This is a genomic window from Mixta calida, assembly GCF_002953215.1.
In the GTDB taxonomy this organism is placed as follows: domain Bacteria; phylum Pseudomonadota; class Gammaproteobacteria; order Enterobacterales; family Enterobacteriaceae; genus Mixta; species Mixta calida.
On the sequence record NZ_CP026378.1, the window covers coordinates 521,587 to 543,947 of the forward strand.

A 22,361-nucleotide genomic window follows, 5' to 3' on the forward strand; every position below is an offset into this window, starting at 1 on the left:
GATTCTCCTGAATTTGATTTTCGTTGGTAACGACCGGGTCTCTGGCAACTATACTCGCCGGAGGGTCACAGAGGCTGACCAGCCGCAAATAAACCGCGGACGTTTGCGGTTATTTAACGTTGCCGGCATGAAAAGTTTTAGATCACTAACAATCTGGCACCCGCTTCTGAACGTCAATGGCGTGGTCATAACCGCAGTGAAAAAGGCACAGGGATGCGATTAACCACAAAACTGTCAGCGTTTGTCACGCTGCTTATCACTCTGGCAATGGTATTAATGCTCGTCGGCTGCGCGCTAAGTTTTTTCTGGCTGCGCAGCGAGCGCGTGGAAAGACAGGTGCAGTCGCTGATGACGGAGGTCGATCAGGCGCTGTTGACGAAAAGCGTCGCCGAGCTGAAGCCGTGGCTACAACGTATCATGCCGCTAATGGATATCGAACAGCTGCAGATCCGCAACCAGCAGGATGTGATTCTCAATCTTTCTCGCCATCAATATCCGCTCATCGAGGACGAGCCCAATCGCTTCCGCCGTTACGATTTGGCGATGCTGCATCAGCAGGGCTGGACGATGCGCGTGGAGCTGCTCGACCCGGCCAATACCTGGTTTCGTTCCTATATTGGTTCCTCTACGCTGGTCGTGGTGTTGCTGGTGGCGACGATCATGATGCTGCTGCTGCTGCCCACGCATCGCTGGCTGTGGCGACAGTTAAAAGGGATGGAAAGCCTGGAAATGCGCGCCGAAAGGATTATTGAGGGCGAGCGCCGCGGCATCGGACGCGGCAACGTCAATGAATGGCCGCCGAAAGCGTCGACCGCGCTCGATCTGCTGCTGGACGATCTCCATGAAGCGCGCGAGCAGCGCACCCGCATCGACACCTTAATCCGCGCCTTTACCGCGCAGGACGCCACGACCGGCCTCAATAATCGGCTCTTTTTCGATAATCAGCTGGCGACGCTGCTGGAAGATCAGGAAAACGTCGGCACGCATGGCGTGGTGATGATGATCCGCCTGCCCGATTTTGACAGCCTGAGCGAGAAGTGGGGGCACGCGCCGGTGAAAGAGTATCTGTTTGCGCTGGTGAACATGCTCTCTACCTTTGTGATGCGCTATCCTGGCGCACTGCTGGCGCGCTACTTCCGCAGCGACTTTATGGTGTTGCTGCCCCATCGCACGTTAAAAGAGGCTGACGGCATTGCCGCCCAGCTGATCAAAGCGGTGGACGCGCTGCCGCCGACGGCGATGATCGATCGGCAAAATATGATGCATATCGGCATCAGCGCCTGGCGCAGCGGGCAGACCACGCAGCAGGTCATGGAGAGCGTAGAACAGGCGACGCGCCACGCCTCATTGCAGGGCGGCAACACCTGGGTCACCGGTGAAGGAACGGACAGCGACGGCGGACGCGGCAGCGTAAAATGGCGCACGCTGCTGGAGCATACCCTGAAGCGCGGCGGTCCAAGGCTTTATCAGAAGCCCGCCGTTCTGCGCGACGGACGCGTGCATCACCGCGAAATGCTGCCGCGCATTTACGATGGCGAAAAAGAGCTGCTGGCCGCGGAGTTTATGCCGCTGGTGCAGCAGATGGGGCTGGCGGAGGCGTATGACCGCCAGCTGATGCAGCGTATCCTGACGCTCTCCGCCTGCTGGCCGCAGGAGACGCTGGCGGTGCCTATTACGATTGACTCTCTATTGCAGCCCGGCTTCCAGCGCACCCTGCGTGATATGCTGTTGCAGTGTACAAAATCGCAGCGACAGCGTTTTTTATTTGAACTTGCAGAGGCGGAAGTGTGTCAACACTTCAATCGATTACAGCCGGCGCTGCGTTTATTGAAAGGCTTCGGCTGTCGCCTGGCGGTCAATCAGGCGGGTCTGACGGTGGTCAGCACCGCCTATATCACCCTGGCGGGCGTGGAGCTGATCAAGCTCCATCCGAGCCTGGTGCGCAACATCGATCGCCGTACGGAAAACCAGCTGTTTGTGAAAAGCCTGCTGGAAGTGTGCCGCATGACGCCGACGCAGGTATTCGCCGCGGGCGTCAGAACGCGCGACGAATGGCAAACGCTTTCAGCGCTGGGCGTGGCGGGCGGCCAGGGGGATTTTTTTTCAACTTCGCAGCTGGTGAACGGCAATGTGAAAAAATATTCTCAAAGAGTTCGGGTTTAACCGATGATTTGACATAATAGCGCGCGGTTTTGCAGCCGGCGGCTGTTTGCGGCGCGCAGGCGCCGTGGAAATTAAATGTTAGATTTTATAACTGTTATGTCCGCTTACCAGCCCGATTTCGTGGGCATTTAGCTGGTTTTACAGCTGAATATTGTTGCCTCGCTTCGGCGATCTGGTAACAAGCGCGAGATAGCGTGATTTTTCACCGAAGTAGAACGTTTTTGCGCCTTGTGGCGGCTTCGCGTGGTTGGTAAAGTAAGCGGATTTTATTTTCCGCCCCCAGCTTGCAGGATTATCCTTTAGTATGTTTAAAAAATTTCGTGGCATGTTTTCCAACGACTTGTCCATTGACCTGGGTACTGCGAATACCCTGATTTACGTCAAAGGCCAGGGCATCGTGCTGAATGAGCCCTCCGTCGTTGCCATCCGTCAGGATCGTGCCGGCTCCCCAAAGAGCGTAGCGGCAGTCGGTCATGACGCAAAACAGATGCTTGGTCGTACGCCGGGCAATATTGCCGCTATTCGCCCAATGAAAGACGGCGTTATCGCCGATTTCTTCGTTACCGAAAAAATGCTGCAGCACTTTATTAAGCAGGTGCACAGCAACAGCTTTATGCGTCCCAGCCCGCGCGTGCTGGTATGCGTACCCGTCGGCGCCACCCAGGTTGAGCGCCGCGCAATCCGCGAATCCGCTCAGGGCGCAGGCGCGCGCGAAGTGTTCCTGATCGAAGAACCGATGGCCGCGGCAATTGGCGCAGGCCTGCCGGTGTCTGAAGCGACCGGCTCTATGGTTGTGGATATCGGCGGCGGCACCACCGAAGTGGCGGTCATCTCTCTGAACGGCGTGGTCTATTCTTCATCTGTCCGCATCGGCGGCGATCGTTTCGATGAAGCGATTATCAATTATGTACGCCGTAACTACGGCTCGCTGATCGGCGAAGCGACCGCCGAACGCATCAAGCATGAGATCGGCTCCGCCTATCCGGGCGACGAGGTGCGCGAGATCGAGGTGCGCGGACGTAACCTGGCTGAAGGCGTGCCGCGCGGCTTTACGCTCAACTCCAATGAGATTCTGGAAGCCCTGCAGGAGCCGCTGACCGGCATCGTCAGCGCGGTGATGGTGGCGCTGGAGCAGTGTCCGCCAGAACTGGCCTCTGATATTTCAGAACGCGGAATGGTGCTGACCGGCGGCGGCGCGCTGCTGCGCAACCTTGACCGTCTGTTGATGGAAGAGACCGGCATTCCGGTAGTAGTGGCTGAAGATCCGCTAACCTGCGTCGCGCGCGGCGGCGGCAAAGCGTTGGAAATGATCGACATGCACGGCGGCGATTTGTTCAGCGAAGAATAATCTGCCAGAAGGGAGCGCCAGATGCAGGCCGCGCTCCCTTTTCATGATGTCGGGGAATACGCAGAGTTTATGAAGCCAATTTTCAGCAGGGGACCCTCCCTGCAGCTCCGCCTTTTTCTGGCGGTTATCGTGGCAATCGGCATCATCGTCGCCGACAGCCGCGTGGGTTCGTTTACCCAAATCCGTAACTATATGGACACGGCGGTTAGTCCATTCTATTTCCTGGCCAACGGGCCACGACAAATTCTGGACAGCGTTGCTGAAACGCTGGCCTCTCGCCAGCAGCTGGAACAGGAAAATAAAGCGCTGCAGCGCGAACTCTTTCTGAAAAATAGCGAGCTGCTGATGCTGGGACAATACCGGCAGGAAAACGCGCGCCTGCGCGAGCTCTTAGGGTCGCCGCTGCGTCAGGATGAGCAGAAGATGGTGACGCAGGTTATCTCTACCGGCACCGATCCTTATACCGATCAGGTGGTCATCGATAAGGGCAGCCTCAACGGCGTTTACGAAGGTCAGCCGGTGATCAGTGATAAAGGTGTCGTCGGGCAGGTCATTGCAGTGGGTCAAATGACCAGCCGCGTGCTGCTGATTTGCGATGCGTCCCATGCGCTGCCGATCCAGGTGCTGCGTAACGATATTCGCGTCATCGCCGCCGGCAACGGCTGTACCGAAGATTTGCAGCTGGAGCATCTGCCGGGCAATACCGATATTCGCGTCGGCGACGTGCTGGTGACTTCCGGCCTGGGCGGTCGTTTCCCGGAAGGCTACCCGGTCGGCGTGGTCTCGTCGGTGAAAGTGGACACGCAGCGCGCCTATACGGTGATTCAGGCGCGTCCGACGGCAGGCCTGCAGCGTCTGCGCTATCTGCTGCTGCTGTGGGGCGCGGATCGCAACGGCGATCTGCCGATGGCGCCGGATGAAGTGCATCGGGTAGCCAACGAACGTCTGATGCAAATGATGCCGCAAGTGTTGCCGCCAGCGGGCGAAATGGGGCCGCCTGCGCCGTCTGAAGCGGGAGCGGCATCGCCCGCAGCGCCTGCGGTCAGTCGACCGACGGGCAGCAACCCGCCTGCCGGCGACCGTCCCGCCGCACAGGGAGGCCAGCCTTGAGCCGCTATCGCAGTCATGGCCGCTGGGTTATCTGGCTCTCCTTCCTGGTCGCGCTGGTGCTGCAAATCATGCCATGGCCGGACGATCTCTATATGTTCCGGCCCTCCTGGCTGCTGTTGATTCTGATTTACTGGCTGCTGGCGCTGCCGCATCGGGTAAGCGTCGGCACCGGCTTCGTGATGGGCGCCATTATGGACCTCATCTCTGGCTCGACGCTGGGGGTGCGCGCGCTGGCGCTCAGCATCATCGCTTATCTGGTGGCGTTCAAATTCCAGCTGTTCCGCAATCTGGCATTATGGCAGCAGGCCCTGATGGTAATGGTGCTCTCGCTGGCGATGAATGTGATTGTGTTCTGGGCCGAATTTTTAGTAATTAATATCTCGTTCCGCCCGGAGATTTTCTGGAGCAGCGTTATAGACGGTATTTTGTGGCCCTGGCTATTCTTATTGATGAGAAAGATTCGTCGACAATTCGCTGTTCAATAAGGACAACTATGTTATCCCTTTATCTTGCCTCCGGTTCGCCGCGCCGTCGCGAACTGCTGACGCAGCTTGGCCTGCATTTTGAGCGTGTCATTACCGACGTTGAAGAGTTGCGCCGCGAAGAAGAGAGCGCGCAGCATTATGTGCGTCGTCTGGCGCGGGAAAAGGCGCTGGCGGGCGTGGCGGTCGCGCCGCAGGATCTGCCGGTGCTGGGCGCGGATACCATCGTGGTGCTGAACGGCGAAGTGCTGGAAAAACCGCGCGATGCGGCGCACGCGGCGGAAATGCTGACGCGCCTGTCGGGCAAAACCCATCAGGTCATGACCGCGGTGGCGCTTGCCGATCGTCAGCGCGAGCTGGATTGTCTGGTGCTGACCGACGTCACCTTTCGTCTGCTGACGCCGCAGGATATCAGCGATTACATCGCCAGCGGCGAACCGATGGATAAGGCTGGCGCTTACGGCATTCAGGGGCTTGGCGGCAATTTTGTCAGGAAAATTAACGGAAGCTATCACGCAGTGGTTGGCCTGCCGCTGGTGGAAACCAGCGAGTTGTTCAGTCATTTCCAGTCATTGCGTGAGGTGGGTGAGAGGACATGATGACGGCTGAGCTACTGGTTAACGTTACGCCATCGGAAACGCGCGTAGCTTATATTGACGGCGGTATCCTGCAAGAAATCCATATCGAACGCGAAGCGAAGCGCGGCATCGTCGGCAACATCTATAAAGGCCGCGTCAGTCGCGTTCTGCCGGGCATGCAGGCTGCCTTTGTCGATATTGGCCTGGATAAAGCCGCCTTCCTGCACGCCTCCGATATTATGCCGCATACCGAATGCGTGGCGGGCGAAGAACAGAAGAACTTCAGCGTCAGGGATATCGCCGAACTGGTGCGCCAGGGGCAGGATCTGATGGTGCAGGTGGTAAAAGATCCTCTGGGTACCAAGGGCGCGCGTCTGACTACCGATATTACGCTGCCTTCGCGCTACCTGGTCTTTATGCCGGGCGCCTCGCACGTTGGCGTTTCGCAGCGCATTGAAAGCGAAGCGGAGCGCGATCGCCTGAAGGCAGTGGTCTCCGCTTATTGCGACGAGCAGGGCGGATTCATTATCCGCACTGCCGCAGAAGGGATCGGTGAAGAGGAGCTGGCCCAGGACGCGGCGTTTCTGAAGCGCCTGTGGACCAAGGTGATGGAGCGCAAAAAGCGCAACAAGACCCGCTGCCGTCTTTATGGCGAACTGGCGCTGGCACAGCGCGTACTGCGCGATTTCGCCGGCGCCGCGCTCGATCGCATCCGCGTCGATTCGCGCCTGACCTATGAATTGCTGCTGGAATTCACTTCCGAATATATGCCGGAAATGACCGCTAAGCTGGAGCACTACAGCGGCAAGCAGCCAATCTTCGATCTCTACGACGTAGAGAACGAAATTCAGCGCTCGCTCGATCGCAAGGTTGAGCTAAAGTCGGGCGGCTACCTGATTATCGACCAGACCGAAGCGATGACCACCATCGATATCAATACCGGCGCCTTTGTCGGCCATCGCAACCTGGACGAAACCATCTTCAATACCAATATTGAAGCGACGCAGGCGATCGCCCGGCAGCTGCGTCTGCGCAATCTGGGCGGCATTATCATTATCGACTTTATCGATATGAATAATGAGGAGCATCGCCGTCGGGTGCTGCATTCGCTGGAGAGTGCGCTGAGCAAAGATCGGGTGAAAACCAGCATCAACGGTTTCTCCGCGCTGGGACTGGTGGAGATGACGCGCAAGCGCACCCGCGAAAGCATCGAGCATGTGCTGTGTCAGGACTGCCCGGTCTGTAAAGGGCGCGGCACGCTGAAAACCGTTGAAACCGTCTGCTATGAAATTATGCGCGAGATAGTGCGCGTGCATCACGCCTACGACTCCGATCGTTTTCTGGTCTACGTCTCTCCGACCGTTGGCGAAGCGCTGAAAAGTGAAGAATCGCATGCGTTGGCCGAGGTGGAGCTGTTTGTCGGCAAGCAGGTGAAAGTGCAGATCGAGCCGCTCTATACCCAGGAGCAGTTCGACGTCGTGATGATGTAAAATCGGGTTAAGATTTTGGCCCGCATTTGCGGTTTCTCTCCGGTCAAGCGCTAAAAATGCGCGCCTGTTTCAGGTAAACTGCATCTGATTTGCTTCTCCTGCTGTTGCTGCAAAGGCACATTCGGGAATGTGAGCCAGCTTATTCATCCGTTCAGTTTGCGCAAGACAAGGAGAGGTGTGTGAGGCAACTGCCCAGGATCCTGTTACTTACAGGCGCAGCGGTGATCGTCATCGTTGCGCTACTGGTCAGTGGTTTGCGGCTGGTCATGCCGCATATCGATCGCCACCGCGACACGCTGCTTGACGCCGTCTCCTCGGCGACCGGTTTAAAAGTCGATGCCGCCTCGCTCCAGGGACGCTGGGAAAACTTCGGCCCGACGCTGGACGCGCGCCAGTTGACGGTGGCGCTGCCTGACGGCGGCTCGCTCAATATCGGCCGCGTTACGCTGGCGCTGGATGTCTGGCAGTCCCTGCTGCATGCCCGCTGGCAGTTCCGTGAATTAACCTTCTGGCAACTCGATCTCGACAGCCGCTCTCCGCTGATCAGTAACGACGCCGCCAATCACAACCTTAAAGCGGGTCAGATTAACGATCTCTTCCTGCGCCAGTTCGACCATTTCGACTTGCGCGACAGCCGCATCCGTTTCCAGACGCTTTCGGGACAGCGAGCCGAGCTGGCGATCCCGCGCCTGAGCTGGCTGAATGAAAAAGCGCGTCACCGCGCGGAGGGGGAGGTCAGTCTTTCCAGCTTTACCGGGCAGCACGGTGTGGTGCAGGTGCGGCTCGATCTGCGCGATGAGAATGGCCTGCTGAACAATGGTCGCATCTGGCTGCAGGCGGACGATGTGGACGTTAAACCCTGGCTGGGACAGTGGTTGCGTGACAATACCACGCTGCAGCGCGCCCGGTTCAGCCTGGCGGCCTGGCTGAGCCTGAAAGAGGGTGAAATTTACGACGGCGATGTCTGGCTTAAACAGGGCGGCGCGCACTGGCAGGGCGATAAGCGTCCGCACCGCCTGGAGGTGGATAACCTTGGGCTGCATCTGGCGCGCTGGCGCAGTGGCTGGACCGTTACCGTACCGCAAAACAACCTGCGCACCGACGGCGAACCCTGGCCGAAAGGGCATTTCGCTCTCGCGTGGCAGCCAGCTCAGGGCGACGCGCCCGGACCGGAGAGCGAAGAGGAGCTGCGCGTTCGCGCTACCGGGCTGAATTTACAGCGGCTCGAACCGTTAATCCCGCTTTTTTCCCGCCTTTCGCCGCAGATGCTGGAGAACTGGCGTACCCTGCATCCGCAGGGTGAAATTGATGCGCTGGCGCTAGATGTCCCGCTGCGTCAGCCGGATCAAACCCGTTTTCAGGCGCGCTGGCGTGATATGAGCTGGCAGCATTGGCAGCTGCTGCCCGGCGCGCAGCACGTGACGGGCGCGCTGAATGGCAGCCTGGCCGACGGCCGCCTTGATATTCGCGTTAACGATGCGGTGATGCCTTACGGCACCATGTTCCGCGCGCCGCTGGAGATTGCGCAGGCGAGCGGTACGCTGAGCTGGCAGCACAGCAAAAACGCGCTGGCGCTGCAGGGACGAGATCTTGATATACAGGCCCGATCGCTTTGGGCCAGAGGCGATTTCAGCTACCGTCAGGCAACGGGCCAGGCGCCGCGGCTCGATATTCTGGCCGGGATTAACGTCACTAACGCGGGCGACGCCTGGCGCTATTTCCCTGAGCCGCTGATGGGCACTGGCTTAACCAACTATCTCAGCGGCGCTATCAAAGGCGGGCAGGTTTCCAATGCCACGTTGCTGTTCGCGGGCAACCCGAAACTTTTCCCTTTCCGCCATAACGACGGCATGTTTGAAGTCTGGGTGCCGCTGCGCAACGCCAGCTACGCCTTCCAGCCTGGCTGGCCGTCAATTGATAAGCTTGATATCGATCTCGATTTTGTTAACGACAGCCTGTGGATGAAGGCGCAGCAAGCGATGTTGGGCAAGGTGCAGGCGAACAACGTCAGCGCGGTGATACCAGACTATCTGAAAGAGAAGCTGTTGATTAACGGCGATCTGCGCGGCGAGGCGGCCGATATCCGCGACTATTTCAATCAGACGCCGCTGCGCTCGTCGCTGGGCGCAGCGCTGGATGAACTGCAGCTGGGCGGTCAGACCGGCGGCCACCTGAAGCTGGATATTCCGCTGGACGGCCAGTTGGTTCATGCGCGCGGCGACGTGCAGCTTAAAGATAACTCACTGTTCGTTGCGCCGCTGAATACCCGGCTTACCGGCTTAAACGGCAGCTTTACCTACGACAACGGCAACCTGCGCAGCGATACCCTGGAGGCTAACTGGTTCGGTCAGCCGATCAACGTCGATTTTCATACGGAGGAGCAGCCGCAGTCGTATCAGATTGGCGTTAACCTGGCGGCCGACTGGCAGGTTAACCGACTCTCTCCTTTGCCGGCTGGCGTCAGCCAGCAGCTGAGCGGCAAACTTCCCTGGCAGGGTGACGTGGCGATCACGTTGCCACACGGCGGCGGTGCGAATTACAAAATCAACCTCTCCGGCGATCTAAAAGATGTAAGCAGTCACTTACCTGCGCCGCTCGATAAGATGCGCGGCAGCGCAATGCCGCTGAAAGCAAGCGTGACGGGCGATCTGCGCCATTTCGATCTGGAAGGCGCTGTGGCGAATCATCACCGCTTTAACAGCCGTTGGCTGCTGGGCAAAGCGTTGCGTCTCGATCGCGGCATCTGGCTGAATGATGCGCGCGCCACGCCGACGCTGCCTGAAACGCGCGGCATGATGCTGAACCTGCCGCCGCTTGACGGCGACAGCTGGCTGAAGCTGTTGATGGCGAAAGAGGGCTCGTCACAGAACGAGGCGAAGAAAAAGCCGGGCAAAGAAAGCGTGCCGGCGGAAGGCCTGAGCAAAAACGCGCTGCCGGGGGAAATTACGCTCAGTACGCCCGCGCTTCAGCTGGCGGGCCAGCAGTGGCACGATACTGCGGTTACGCTGCGTCAGCAGATGGCGGGCGGTATGCAGGCCGAGGCGAAAGGGCGCGAAATCAGCGGTAGGCTCGATATGCCTGCCAGCGGACCGTGGCGCGCGCATCTCGCCTGGCTCTATTACAACCCGGTATGGCCAAAAAGCGATGGCGGAGCCTCATCTCCATTACCGCAGCAGAGCGGCGACATCAATTTCGCCAGCTGGCCCGCGCTACAACTGATCTGCGACGACTGTTGGCTGCGTGGTCAGAAGTTTGGCCGCATGCAGGCGAACCTGACGCCGCGCGGGGATACGTTAGCGCTTACTAATGGCGTGGTGGATACCGGCAGTTCGCGCCTGGAGGTCAACGGCGAGTGGGTAAACCGGCCTGACGACCAGCGCACCTCGCTGAAAGGGAAACTGAGCGGCAAGAATATTAACAACGCCACCAACTGGTTTGGCGTCAACACCCCGCTGCGCGACGCCTCTTTTATGCTGGATTACGACCTGCACTGGCGCGCCGCGCCGTGGCAGCCTTCGGAAACTTCATTGAGCGGCGTGCTGAAAACCCACTTCGGCAAGGGACAGATCGCTGACGTCAGCAGTGGCCGGGCCGGACAGCTGCTGCGGCTGGTCAGCTTCGATGCGCTGCTGCGCAAACTGCGTTTCGATTTCAGCGACACTTTTAGCGAAGGGTTCTGGTTCGACTCTATTAACGGCACGGCGTGGATCAAAGATGGCGTCATGCAGACCGATAATCTGCTGGTGGATGGGCTGGAGGCGGATATCGCCATGCAGGGCCAGCTTGACCTGGTGCAGCGGCAGATCGATATGGAGGCGGTGGTGGCGCCGGAAATCTCCGCATCGGTCGGCGTGGCGACCGCTTTTGCGATTAACCCGGTGGTTGGCGCGGCGGTATTCGCCGCCAGTAAAGTGCTCGGCCCGCTGTGGAATAAAATTTCCCTGTTGCGCTATCACATCAGCGGCCCGATAGATAAGCCGGAAATTAATGAGGTATTGCGTAAGCCGCGTGAAAAGAGCGAGAAGTGAATTTGACGCCGCAGGGGAATTACCGCAGGCTATAGCAATAATGTCACACAACGAGTGAGAAACGATGAGTCTGAATCTGGTAAGTGAGCAATTGCTAACTGCGAACAACATCAATCAGCAGGATCTGTTCACCCTGCTTGGGCAGCTTTCAGAACGTCGTCTGGATTATGCCGATCTCTACTTCCAGTCCAGCTATCATGAATCCTGGGTGCTGGAAGACCGCATTATTAAAGATGGCTCCTGGAATATCGACCAGGGCGTCGGCGTGCGCGCCGTCAGCGGCGAAAAAACCGGCTTCGCCTATGCCGATCAAATCACGCTGACTGCGTTGCAGCTAAGCGCACAGGCGGCGCGTAGCATCGTGCGTGAACAGGGCGATGGGCGGGCGCAGGCGCTGGCGGCGGTCAACCATCGCGCGCTTTACCCAATGAACGATCCGCTGCAAAGCCTGGCGCGCGAAGAGAAAATCGCCCTGCTGCACCGGGTGGACAGCGCAGCGCGCGCGGCGGACAAACGCGTGCAGGAAGTGAGCGCCAGCCTGACCGGCGTCTATGAGCTGGTGCTGGTGGCGGCTACCGATGGCACGCTGGCGGCGGACGTGCGTCCGCTGGTGCGGTTGTCGGTCAGCGTATTAGTCGAAGAAGACGGCAAGCGCGAGCGCGGCTCCAGCGGCGGCGGCGGGCGCACCGGCTACGATTTCTTCCTGGCGGATGAAGCGGGCGAAGTGCGCGCGGAGCGCTGGGCGCGCGAAGCGGTGCGCATGGCGCTGGTAAACCTTTCCGCCGTGGCGGCGCCGGCAGGCTCTATCCCGGTGGTGCTGGGCGCAGGCTGGCCGGGTGTGTTGTTGCATGAAGCGGTGGGCCACGGTCTGGAAGGCGACTTCAACCGTCGCGGCACCTCGATGTTCAGCGGTCAGATGGGCAAGCAGGTCGCTTCCGAACTTTGTACGGTCGTGGATGACGGCACCATCAGCGGCCTGCGCGGTTCGCTGGCGATCGATGATGAAGGCGTGCCGGGACAGTACAACGTGCTGATCGAAAACGGCGTGTTGAAAGGCTATATGCAGGATAAGCTTAACGCGCGTCTGATGGGCGTCGCGCCGACCGGCAACGGAAGACGTGAATCCTACGCGCATCTGCCGATGCCGCGCATGACCAATACCTATATGCTGGCCGGACAGTCCACGCCGCAGGAAATTATCGAAAGCGTCGAATATGGCCTCTATGCGCCAAACTTCGGCGGCGGTCAGGTGGATATCACCTCCGGCAAATTTGTCTTCTCAACCTCAGAAGCCTATCTGATTGAGAAGGGCAAGGTAACCCGTCCGGTAAAAGGCGCCACGCTGATTGGTTCCGGTATTGAAGCAATGCAGCAGATCTCAATGGTCGGCAACGATCTGGCGCTGGATAAAGGCGTCGGCGTCTGCGGTAAAGAAGGACAAAGTCTGCCGGTCGGCGTCGGCCAGCCAACGCTGAAGCTGGATCGCCTGACCGTCGGCGGCACCGCCTGATCATGCTATTGCCCCTGGCGGCTTTGACGTCAGGGGGACTACGCACCGCTCTCGCGGTGCTCCTGATAAATCTGCGCCACCTTCTTAAACCAGGCGCTAAGATAGTCGATACACACCTGCACCTTTAACGGCAGCTTATCTTTCTGGGTATAAAGCGCATAGACCGGACGCGGATCGGACTGATAGCGGCTGAAAAGAATCTCCACCTCGCCCGCCTTAATCTCCTCAATCACCCACATCAATGGCACGTAAGCGATGCCGCAGCCCGCTTTTAGCCAGCGGATCAGCGTTTGCGAATCATTCGTGACGAAACGGCCCTGCGGTGAAAGGTGGGTGCTGATGCCCTCTGGCGCAATCAGCTCAAAATCGCTGTCCGGGCGCACGCTATATTCCAGCCAGGAGAAATTCGCGATATCGGCGGGCTTCTCCGGCGTGCCGTGCTGCTCCAGATAATGTTTCGCCGCACAGACCACCATCGGCATCGAGCCGAGCCGTCGTGAGAAAAGGCTGGAATCCTGTAACGCGCCGACGCGGATCACCACGTCGAGACCATCGGCGATCAGATCGGGCGCCGGAATGCCGGTCACCAGGTTGACCGTCAGGCCGGGGTATTCCTGTAGCATTTCAGCCGTCATGGTTGCCAATACGTTTTGCGCCATGGTGGAGGAGCTGCCGATACGTAGCGTGCCGATGGGCGAATTGTTAAACGCGTAGAGCTGTTCATGCACCTGCTGCGCTTCATTCAGCATGCGGCGACAGCCCTGATAGTAGATACGTCCCGCTTCGGTAAGACCGATACTGCGCGTGCTGCGATTCAGTAATTTCACCTGCAGCTCATCTTCCAGTTTTGCCACAATTTGACTGATGGAAGAGACGCTCATTTGTAACTGGCGCGCAGCGGCGGTAAATGAACCTAATTCAACCACTTTGGCGAAAACTGACATTCCTTTCAGACGTTCCATTATTCACTCTGGCTTAAAAGTGATTTAGATCACATTATGTAGATAACGTATAGTCAGGCGCGTTACTATATGACGCCGGGTTGCCGTCTGGTTACTCACCTTCTGTGTCAAAGTATGTAGTACACGCTATGCTTTAGGTTCTGATATTCGTCTGACAGTGTACCTGTGGACCAACCATCATCAACCCATAACGCGAAACTTCCTGTAGCAACAGGCTAGCTTCGTGTTGGCATAACGGAAAGGCCCGGTTACGTATCAACAAGGATAAAAGATGAGTGTGTTACCGGTTATTGTCATATTTGGGCTCTCTTTCCCGCCCATATTTTTTGAAATCATCGTTTCGCTTTTGCTGTTCTGGCTGGTGCGTCGCATGCTGCTGCCGGTCGGCATTTATGATTTTGTCTGGCATCCGGCGCTGTTTAACACCGCTCTCTACTGCTGCCTGTTTTATCTGGTATCCCGTCTGTTCGTCTGAGGTTTTAAGTGAAAGCTCTAATAAGAAAAATTGCGCGCTATGCTATTACCCTGATTCTGGTTGCGATAGCCGTAGTCGTCGTGTTCCGCGCCTGGGCTTTTTACACCGAGTCGCCCTGGACGCGTGATGCGAAATTTACCGCCGACGTGGTGGCGATCGCGCCGGACGTGACCGGTCTGATTACCGACGTGCGGGTGCGCGACAACCAGTATGTGAAGAAGGGCGACGTGCTGTTCACCATCGACCAGCCGCGCTTCGAGAAAACGCTGGCCGAGGCGGAAGCCGATGTCCAGTATTACCAGTCGCTGGTGGATGAAAAACGGCGTGAAGCGGCGCGGCGTAATAAGCTGGGCGTGATCGCCATGTCGCGCGAAGCAATTGAGCAGTCGAACAACGATCTGCAAACCGCCGAACATCAGCTGGCGAAAGCGCAGGCCTCGCGCGATCTGGCGAAGCTGGATCTGGATCGCACCGTGATCCGCGCGCCGTCTAACGGCTGGGTCACCAACCTTAATGTCTTTACCGGCGAGTTTATCAACCGCGGCACTACGTCGGTCGCGCTGGTGAAGGCGGACTCTTACTACATCATGGCCTATATGGAAGAGACCAAGCTGGAAGGCATCCGTCCGGGCTATCGCGCTGAAATCACGCCGCTGGGCAGCGAGCGCGTGCTGCGCGGCACGGTGGACTCCATCGCCGCCGGGGTGACCAACAGCAGCAGTAGCGTCGACAGCAAAGGGATGGCGACCATCGACTCCAACCTGGAGTGGGTGCGTCTGGCGCAGCGCGTGCCGGTTAAGATCCGCCTCGATCGTCAACAGGGCAATCTCTATCCGGCCGGCACCACCGCGACGGTGGTGGTCACCGGCGAGAAAGACCGTGAACAGGGGCCGCAGTCGCCGCTTTCCCGGCTGCTGCACCGCCTGCGTGAGTTCGGTTAAGCGAGGGCGTGATGCAACTCGAACGGATACGCTTCCCGGTTAAGCTGACTTTCGCTCTGCTGGCGGCGCTGCTGGTGGGTTTCCACTTTAATCTGGAAACGCCGCGCTGGGCGGTGATGACCGCCGGTATCGTAGCGGGCGGCACCGCTTTCGCCGCGGGCGGCGATCCTTACTCCGGCGCGCTGCGTCACCGTGGCATGCTGCGTATTATCGGCACCTTTCTCGGCTGTCTGGCGGCGCTGGTGATTATGATTGCCACTATTCGCGCGCCGGTGGTGATGCTGCTGCTCTGCTGTATCTGGGCGGGCGTCTGCGTCTGGCTCTCTTCGCTTATTCGAGTTGAAAATTCCTATGCGCTGGGGCTGGCGGGCTATACCGCACTGATTATTGTGATTAGCGTCAATGTCGGCGGCACGCCGATGCTGGCGCCGCAGTTTGCCGTCGAGCGTTGTAGCGAAATCGTTATCGGCATCGTCTGCGCCATCCTTGCGGATATGATTTTCTCGCCGCGCTCGATTAAAAAAGTGATTGATAAAGAGATCGAGTCGCTGCTGCTCGAGCAGTATCGCCTGCTCCAGCTTTGCGTTTCGCATGGTGATAAGAATGAGGTGGATAAAGTCTGGGGCAACCTGGTGCGTCGCACCACGACCCTTAACGGCATGCGCAGCCAGCTGATGATGGAATCGTCACGCTGGCAGCGCGCTAATCGACGCCTGAAGGCGCTGCATACGCTCTCCCTGACGCTGATTACCCAGGCGGCGGAAACCTTTCTGATCCAGAACTCGCGGCCGGAATATATTCCGCCGCAGTACGGTGTGCTGATGGAAAAAGAGGTGAATAACCTTGGCGATCTGCACAAGCATTTAAAAAACCTGCGTCGCGTCATTAGCGCCTCCGGCAGTAAAAGCACGCCGCTGACGCTGGCGAGCTGGGTGGGGGCGGCGACGCAGTATCTGATGTTGCTGAAGGGCATTCAGACCAACAGTAGCATCAGTCAGCAGGAAGAAGCGATCCTGAAAGAGGATGTGGAAGTGGTGCGCGCCCGTTCGGCAGAAACGCATCACGCGATGATCAACGGCATCCGCACTTTTGTCGCCACGGCGCTGGGCTCGCTGTTCTGGCTCTATTCCGGCTGGACTTCCGGCAGCGGCTGTATGCTTATGCTGGCGGTGATCACCGCGCTGGCGATGCGCGCGCCGAACCCGCTGATGATGGCCAAAGATTTCCTTTATGGCATGACGGTGGCGGTGCCGCTGGGGGCGCTCTACTTCATGGTGATCTTGCCCGCCACCCAGCAGAGCATGCTGCTGCTCTGCATCGCCGTCGGCACGCTGGCGTTTGTCGCCGGCATCTTTATTCAGCGGCGTCAGCTGGGCACGCTGGGCGCTTTTATCGGTACGCTTAACGTGCTGGTGCTGGATAACCCGATGACCTTTTCCGTCAATGCGTTTCTGGACAGCGCGCTGGGACAGGTGATTGGCTGTTTTGTCGCGTTGATGGTCATCCTGATTATTCGCGACAACTCGCGCGCGCGCACTGGCCGCACGCTGCTGAATCGCTTTATGTATGCCGCGGTCTCCGCCCTGACGACCAATCAGGCGCGCCGCAAAGAGAATCATCTGCCTGCGCTCTATCAGCAGCTGTTTCTGTTGCTGAACCTGTTTCCGGGCGATATCGATAAATATCGCATTGCGCTGACGCTGATTATCGGCCACCAGCGGCTGCGCAATGCGGAGATTCCGGTCAACGCCGATCTCTCCGCGTTCCATAAGCAGCTGCGCTATACTGCCGATCGGGTCATCGCTTCACGCAGCGATGATAAACGACGATATTACTACCAGCGTCTGCTGCGCGAGTTCGATACTTATCAGGAAAAACTGATGCAGTATGATGCTCCGCTGAGCGTAACGGAGCCGGTGAAACGGCTGGCCGATATGCTTAAAAAATATCAGCATACTCTGATTAATATCTGATCCCTCGCTGGCGCCGCCCCGGCGCCGGCGCTTGCGCCATTTTTCCCTGCTTCATCCTGAGCAAAGGCCGAATGCCCGGCCTTTGCCATCTATACTTTGCTTTACAGGATGATTAAAACAGGAGCGAAAAATGCCTCATTCCCTGCAGGATAACGACCTTTTCCAGACCGGCTGCCTGATTGACGGCCAGTGGAAAACTCTCAATGAAACGTTCGACGTGCTGAATCCGGCCACCGGCGAGGTCATCGCGCAAGTCGCGAAGGGCGGTAAGAAAGAGACGGAACAGGCTATCGCGGCGGCGGAAAAGGCCTTTCCCGCCTGGCGTGCGCTGACGGCGAAGCAGCGGTCGGAGATCCTTTACCGCTGGTATCAGCTGATTATCGAAAATAAACGCTGGCTGGGCGAACTGATGACGGCGGAGCAGGGCAAGCCGCTGAAAGAGGCGGAAGGCGAAGTGGAATACGCCGCCAGCTTTATTCAGTGGTTCGCCGAGCAGGCCAAACGCATTAACGGCGAGATCATTCCCCCGGCAAAAACCGGCGCGCGCATTCTGGCGACGCGCGAGCCGATTGGCGTCGTTGCCGCGATTACGCCGTGGAATTTCCCGATGGCGATGCTGACGCGTAAGCTGGGCCCGGCCCTGGCCGCAGGCTGCACCGGGATTATCAAACCGGCCAACAACACGCCGCTTTCCGCTTTCGCGCTGCTGGCGCTGGCGAAAAAAGCGGGCGTGCCTGACGGCGTGCTGAACGGCGTCGCCGGCGACACCCATGCTATCAGCGACGCTATTATGGCCAGCGGCGCGGTGCGCAAAATCTCCTTTACCGGCTCGACCGCCGTGGGGAAAACGCTGATGCGCAACGCCGCCGAGACAATGAAAAAAATCTCGATGGAGCTGGGCGGCAACGCGCCTTACATCGTATTTGAAGATGCGGATATCGATGCGGCGGTAAAAGGGGCCATCGCTAATAAATTCCGCAACGCAGGCCAGGTTTGCGTCAGCGTTAACCGCTTCTTTATTCATGAGGCTGTATACGATCGCTTCGTCAATCAGCTGGCGGACGAAGTGAATAAACTGAAGGTCGGCAACGGCATGGATGAAGGCGTGGTGGTTGGTCCGTTGATTAACGCCGCAGCGGTGGAGAAAGTAGAGGAACATGTCAAAGACGCGCAGGCTAAAGGCGGGCGCATCGTGGCGGGCGGCGCGCGACACGCGCTGGGCGGGAATTTCTGGCAACCGACGGTGATTGCCGACGCCAGCGAAGAGATGAAGCTGGCGCGCGAAGAGACCTTTGGTCCGGTAGCCGCCTGCTTCCGCTTCGCCAGCGAAGAGGAGGTGATTCAGCGCGCCAACGCGACGGAGTATGGACTGGCGGCCTATTTTTACACGCAGAATCTGCAACGGGTCTTTCGCGTCTCCGCCGCGCTGGAAAGCGGCATGATTGGCATTAACGAGTGCGCCGTCTCCACCGAGCTGGCCCCGTTCGGCGGCGTAAAAGAGTCTGGTCTTGGACGCGAAGGTTCGGTATTGGGTATCGAGGAGTATCTGGAAGTAAAAGCCCTGCATATTGGTGGCCTTTAACCCCATCGGGCGCGCAAGCGCCCGATGACGCATTACGGAGCAGTCGCATGAAGAAAGAGACGTTTGACTTTAATGAGATCGTCGATCAGGCGCATTTTTATCGTCAGTTCAGTGAACGCTTCGCGCTGTCAGAGCAGTTAATTGTCGATCTTGATACCTTATGGGATGCTGTCACCGAGTCCTTGCCGTTACCGATAGAAATTGAATTTATTCATCTCGGCGCGGGGCAAAAACGTCGCTATGGCGCGCTGATCCTGCTGTTTGATGAAGCGGAAGAAGAGCTGGAAGGGCAGCTGCGCTTCAACGTGCGTCAGGGCTGAGAGATCCTCACGAAAAAGCGGCATAAAAAAGGCCCCAACGTATGGGGCCAAAGGGTTCGTCATGCAGTGACGAGGAATTATTTATAGATTTCCGCCGTAGCGTGCCAGTTATCGCCGGTACGCGCTTCAATAATGCGATAAGCGCGAGCGCCCTGCGCATCCGCTTTTTCAGCAAGCTGCGCGCGATAATCCATCGGCGAACCGCCGACGCCGCTGGCGGTGATTGTCCCCGCAGACTGCAAATGCTGCGCCTGTTGCTGGTTCACCAGTTCCGCGGCGGAAGCGCCAAACGTCGCCAGCGACAGCAGGCCAAGAGCAGTGATAGCCGTTTTCATTTTCATTGTTCATCTTCTCCTGCGATCAACAACCTGCGGGATACAACATCAAGACCAGGTCATCGATGCCAAATTCAGGCGTACGCCCGGTAATTATTTATAAATTTCAGCGGTAGCGTGGTAGTTGCCGTTGCTATAGGCCTCAACAACGCGATAGGCGGAAGCGCCCTGTTTGTCCGCTTTTCGCGACAAATGTTCGCGGATCGTGGTCGGGCTGCTGTCGATGCCGCTTACGGAGATAGTACCGATCGGCTGCAGGTTCTGGCTGGCGACATCTTGCGGGGTAACCAGTTCGGCAGCGCTGGCGCCGAATGACAGAACGGTAGCAAAACCTAAAGCAGCAAGGGTGAATGTGGTTTTCATTGTATTACTCCAGAGTATTCAGTTGTAACGGCAGCCGGCATGGCTTGATGGCGTTTTTTATATCTGGGGCTGCCCGATTCGGTGATAAAGCAACTGGCCTGCGCCAGCGGATAACTTATTTGTACAGTTCAGCAGTAACGTGCCAGGTGTCATTGTTACGCGCTTCGATAATGCGATAAGCGCTGGCGCCTTCACGTTCAGCTTTTGCCTGCAACGCCTGATGGATATCCATCGGGACGCCGGCAACGCCGCCCAGGCTCACGGTGCCGACAGGCTGTAGATTTTGCGCCTGTTCAGCGGTAACGGATTCGGCGGCGAAAGCGCCGAACGACAGCACAGAAAGCAGGCTTACTGCGGCGATAGTAGTTTTAACGTTCATTGATCTGTTCCTCGTCTTTGGTTTTTCTCTTTATTCATTTTGTGATTCTCATCACGAAAACAAGTATAGATCTAATAACGACTGAAATTAATATTCCGCTAATAATGTTTTTTGGTGACAACTTAGCGCGTAAGCACATTTTTATCGCGTTTAGTTATAAAAACAGCCTAATTTTTGTTCGCATAACGTTAAATCCACGTTAAAACAGCAACATGAGAGAATTTATCTATTCGTGCTTTGTTTGTTGGTGTAAAACCCTGGATAACAGGTGACAACAGAAGTATGAGCTGAGACAAAGGTCTCGTGGTAGCACAAAATGCGAATATAGTCGTTAACAGCAGGGGAAAGCGCAGCGGCGTTATTCCATTCCGCAATGAAGCGTTAAAGAGGAAGGTGCGATAAAGAAGGGGAAGGTCGATAGAAAGATCATTAGCGGCGCGGCGCTAATGATCTTGTGCGCTTACAGCTCCTGTTCAAACAGGTTCAGTATCGCTTCATAAAGTTGCTTCACGGTAAAGGCGCGTGCGGGCGTAATAAAGATGGTGTCGTCACCGGCGATAGTGCCCAGGATGCCTTCCGCTTTGCCGAGAGAATCAAGCAGGCGCGCAATCAGCTGCGCCGCGCCGGGACTGGTATGAATCACCACCAGCGCATCGTTATAGTCGATATCCAGCACCAGGTTTTTCAGCGGAGAGGTGGTGGTCGGCACGCCCAACTCGGCCGGCAGACAGTAAACCATCTCCATTTTGGCGTTACGGGTACGCACCGCACCGAACTTAGTCAGCATTCGGGACACTTTCGACTGATTGATGTTGTCGAAGCCCTCTTCCTGCAGTGCGGTCACGATCTCACCCTGCGAGCTAAACTTTTCTTCTTTCAGTAAAGCTTTGAACGCTTTGATCAGATCTTCTTGTTTCGATGGGTTACGCATAGGCTACCGATAATATGAAAATGCAGTGAAGCCCGGCCAGCAGGCGATACATTATTATGCATTTAGATGAATGTTTATGCAAATCCGCAGCGGGGACGATCTGCGTTACCGCGTGCAGGGCGCGCATTTTAGCAGAATTTCGCCCAAGATAAAATTTACTGCGAACGCATAGCTATGGCAGACGAAGTGAAGGGATTGTTATAAAATTGATGTTGTTCTGCTAAACATGAACGGTGTAAGGTACAGCTGATTAATGTGTCTGCATCCAGTTACGGTCAGCATCGGGCCTGTACGTAATGCGGTCATTCTCACCCGTTTTGCAGGCTGTTTGTGCTGTGACCCGCAAAACGATGACAACGTCCTCGCTATTGCTTCTCAGGCCGTCCAGCATGTTACCCCGCTGGATCCCGGCATTTTTCTGCTCACTATAATAAGGAGTTTAGGATGAAAGTTGCAGTTCTCGGTGCGGCTGGTGGTATCGGCCAGGCACTCGCACTTCTGCTTAAAACCCAGTTACCTGCGGGTTCAGAACTCTCCCTGTACGATATCGCTCCCGTTACGCCCGGTGTGGCCGTTGACTTAAGCCACATTCCTACGCCGGTTAAAATCAAAGGTTTCAGCGGTGAAGATGCGACGCCTGCGCTGCAGGGCGCCGATGTGGTGCTGATTTCCGCAGGCGTGGCGCGTAAGCCCGGTATGGACCGCTCCGATCTGTTTAACGTCAATGCGGGCATCGTACGTAATTTGATTGAGCAGGTAGCGAAAACCTGTCCGAAAGCGCTGATCGGCATTATTACCAACCCGGTGAACACCACTGTCGCTATCGCTGCCGAAGTGCTGAAAAAAGCGGGCGTTTACGATAAGAATCGTCTGTTCGGCGTCACCACGCTGGATATCATCCGTTCCAATACCTTTGTCGCCGAACTGAAAGGCAAGCAGCCGACCGAGCTGAACGTGCCCGTCGTCGGCGGTCACTCCGGCGTCACCATTCTGCCGCTGCTTTCTCAGGTCCCCGGCGTCTCCTTCAGCGAGCAGGAAGTAGCCGACCTGACTAAACGCATTCAGAACGCCGGCACCGAAGTGGTGGAGGCGAAAGCGGGCGGCGGATCGGCGACGCTGTCGATGGGCCAGGCGGCGGCGCGTTTCGGCCTGTCGCTGGTACGCGCGCTGCAGGGCGAAAGCAATGTGGTTGAGTGCGCCTATGTCGAGGGCGACGGCGAATATGCGCGCTTCTTCTCTCAGCCGCTGCTGCTGGGCAAAGAGGGCATCGCCGAGCGTCGTGCTATCGGCACGCTGAGCGACTTCGAGCAGAAGGCGCTGGAAGGCATGTTGGATACGCTGAAAAAAGATATTCAGCTGGGCGAAGAGTTCGTTAAATAAGTTAACGACCG

Annotated in this window: 19 protein-coding genes; 14 read left to right on the forward strand and 5 right to left on the reverse strand. The window is 57.4% G+C overall.

What is annotated here, in order from left to right; all coding sequences use genetic code 11:
- The first annotated feature begins 213 nt into the window (after nt 1–213).
- The 8 genes from csrD to tldD all read left to right on the forward strand — a co-directional run bounded on the left by csrD (nt 214) and on the right by tldD (nt 12,709).
- Complete coding sequence (gene csrD / locus C2E16_RS02455; protein WP_038628849.1) at nt 214–2,163, forward strand: RNase E specificity factor CsrD; 1,950 nt, start codon at nt 214–216, stop codon at nt 2,161–2,163.
- 304 nt (nt 2,164–2,467) lie between these two features.
- Entirely contained in the window at nt 2,468–3,511 is a 1,044-nt protein-coding gene (mreB, locus tag C2E16_RS02465; RefSeq protein ID WP_003855260.1) for a rod shape-determining protein MreB, read from the forward strand.
- Between the two features lie 69 nt (nt 3,512–3,580).
- Complete coding sequence (gene mreC / locus C2E16_RS02470) at nt 3,581–4,621, forward strand: rod shape-determining protein MreC (RefSeq protein WP_038628847.1); 1,041 nt, start codon at nt 3,581–3,583, stop codon at nt 4,619–4,621.
- Nucleotides 4,618–5,106, forward strand: a complete 489-nt coding sequence (gene mreD / locus C2E16_RS02475) for a rod shape-determining protein MreD (RefSeq protein WP_084970260.1) — start codon at nt 4,618–4,620, stop codon at nt 5,104–5,106. Before mreC ends, mreD begins: the two co-directional genes overlap by 4 nt.
- An 8-nt stretch (nt 5,107–5,114) precedes the next feature.
- Entirely contained in the window at nt 5,115–5,702 is a 588-nt protein-coding gene (locus tag C2E16_RS02480) for a Maf family protein (RefSeq protein WP_038628844.1), read from the forward strand.
- Nucleotides 5,702–7,171 (forward strand): ribonuclease G, encoded by a 1,470-nt coding sequence (gene rng, locus C2E16_RS02485; RefSeq protein ID WP_038630165.1) that lies wholly within the window; start codon nt 5,702–5,704, stop codon nt 7,169–7,171. Before C2E16_RS02480 ends, rng begins: the two co-directional genes overlap by 1 nt.
- Nucleotides 7,172–7,350: 179 nt before the next feature.
- Nucleotides 7,351–11,199 (forward strand): AsmA2 domain-containing protein YhdP, encoded by a 3,849-nt coding sequence (gene yhdP / locus C2E16_RS02490; protein ID WP_084970259.1) that lies wholly within the window; start codon nt 7,351–7,353, stop codon nt 11,197–11,199.
- A gap of 64 nt (nt 11,200–11,263) precedes the next feature.
- Complete coding sequence (tldD, locus tag C2E16_RS02495; protein ID WP_038628841.1) at nt 11,264–12,709, forward strand: metalloprotease TldD; 1,446 nt, start codon at nt 11,264–11,266, stop codon at nt 12,707–12,709.
- A 38-nt stretch (nt 12,710–12,747) separates the two neighbouring features.
- On the opposite strand, the gene aaeR is transcribed toward tldD, so the two are convergent.
- Nucleotides 12,748–13,671, reverse strand: a complete 924-nt coding sequence (gene aaeR, locus C2E16_RS02500; RefSeq protein ID WP_084970258.1) for an HTH-type transcriptional activator AaeR — start codon at nt 13,669–13,671, stop codon at nt 12,748–12,750.
- 271 nt (nt 13,672–13,942) lie between these two features.
- On the opposite strand from aaeR, the gene aaeX reads away from it, so the two are divergent.
- The 5 genes from aaeX to C2E16_RS02525 all read left to right on the forward strand — a co-directional run bounded on the left by aaeX (nt 13,943) and on the right by C2E16_RS02525 (nt 18,962).
- On the forward strand, nt 13,943–14,146 hold the full coding sequence (gene aaeX / locus C2E16_RS02505; protein WP_038628839.1) for a p-hydroxybenzoic acid efflux pump operon protein AaeX: 204 nt from the start codon (nt 13,943–13,945) through the stop codon (nt 14,144–14,146).
- 8 nt (nt 14,147–14,154) lie between these two features.
- Nucleotides 14,155–15,087: a p-hydroxybenzoic acid efflux pump subunit AaeA gene (gene aaeA / locus C2E16_RS02510; RefSeq protein WP_038628837.1), complete on the forward strand. Its 933-nt coding sequence runs from the start codon at nt 14,155–14,157 to the stop codon at nt 15,085–15,087.
- 11 nt (nt 15,088–15,098) lie between these two features.
- Nucleotides 15,099–17,060: a p-hydroxybenzoic acid efflux pump subunit AaeB gene (gene aaeB, locus C2E16_RS02515; RefSeq protein ID WP_084970257.1), complete on the forward strand. Its 1,962-nt coding sequence runs from the start codon at nt 15,099–15,101 to the stop codon at nt 17,058–17,060.
- A gap of 130 nt (nt 17,061–17,190) precedes the next feature.
- Nucleotides 17,191–18,642, forward strand: coding sequence for an NAD-dependent succinate-semialdehyde dehydrogenase (locus C2E16_RS02520; protein ID WP_084970256.1), 1,452 nt, complete (start codon nt 17,191–17,193; stop codon nt 18,640–18,642).
- Nucleotides 18,643–18,689: 47 nt separating this feature from the next.
- The gene (locus tag C2E16_RS02525) at nt 18,690–18,962 is read left to right on the forward strand and encodes a barstar family protein (protein ID WP_038628833.1); all 273 of its coding nucleotides are present in this window, start codon (nt 18,690–18,692) and stop codon (nt 18,960–18,962) included.
- A 77-nt stretch (nt 18,963–19,039) separates the two neighbouring features.
- Here C2E16_RS02525 and yhcN (C2E16_RS02530) read toward each other — a convergent pair whose 3' ends face one another.
- From yhcN (C2E16_RS02530) to argR, 4 genes are all read right to left on the reverse strand, one after another.
- Nucleotides 19,040–19,303 carry a peroxide/acid stress response protein YhcN gene (gene yhcN, locus C2E16_RS02530; RefSeq protein ID WP_084970255.1) on the reverse strand — a complete coding sequence of 88 codons (264 nt, stop codon included), beginning with the start codon at nt 19,301–19,303 and terminating at the stop codon, nt 19,040–19,042.
- An 87-nt stretch (nt 19,304–19,390) separates the two neighbouring features.
- The gene (gene yhcN / locus C2E16_RS02535) at nt 19,391–19,660 is read right to left on the reverse strand and encodes a peroxide/acid stress response protein YhcN (protein ID WP_038628830.1); all 270 of its coding nucleotides are present in this window, start codon (nt 19,658–19,660) and stop codon (nt 19,391–19,393) included.
- 115 nt (nt 19,661–19,775) lie between these two features.
- Nucleotides 19,776–20,039 (reverse strand): peroxide/acid stress response protein YhcN, encoded by a 264-nt coding sequence (gene yhcN, locus C2E16_RS02540; protein ID WP_038628829.1) that lies wholly within the window; start codon nt 20,037–20,039, stop codon nt 19,776–19,778.
- A gap of 460 nt (nt 20,040–20,499) precedes the next feature.
- Complete coding sequence (argR, locus tag C2E16_RS02545) at nt 20,500–20,970, reverse strand: transcriptional regulator ArgR (protein ID WP_038628827.1); 471 nt, start codon at nt 20,968–20,970, stop codon at nt 20,500–20,502.
- 444 nt (nt 20,971–21,414) lie between these two features.
- Here argR and mdh point away from each other — a divergent pair, with 444 nt between their 5' ends.
- Nucleotides 21,415–22,350 carry a malate dehydrogenase gene (gene mdh, locus C2E16_RS02550; protein WP_038628825.1) on the forward strand — a complete coding sequence of 312 codons (936 nt, stop codon included), beginning with the start codon at nt 21,415–21,417 and terminating at the stop codon, nt 22,348–22,350.
- The last annotated feature ends 11 nt before the right edge of the window (nt 22,351–22,361 follow it).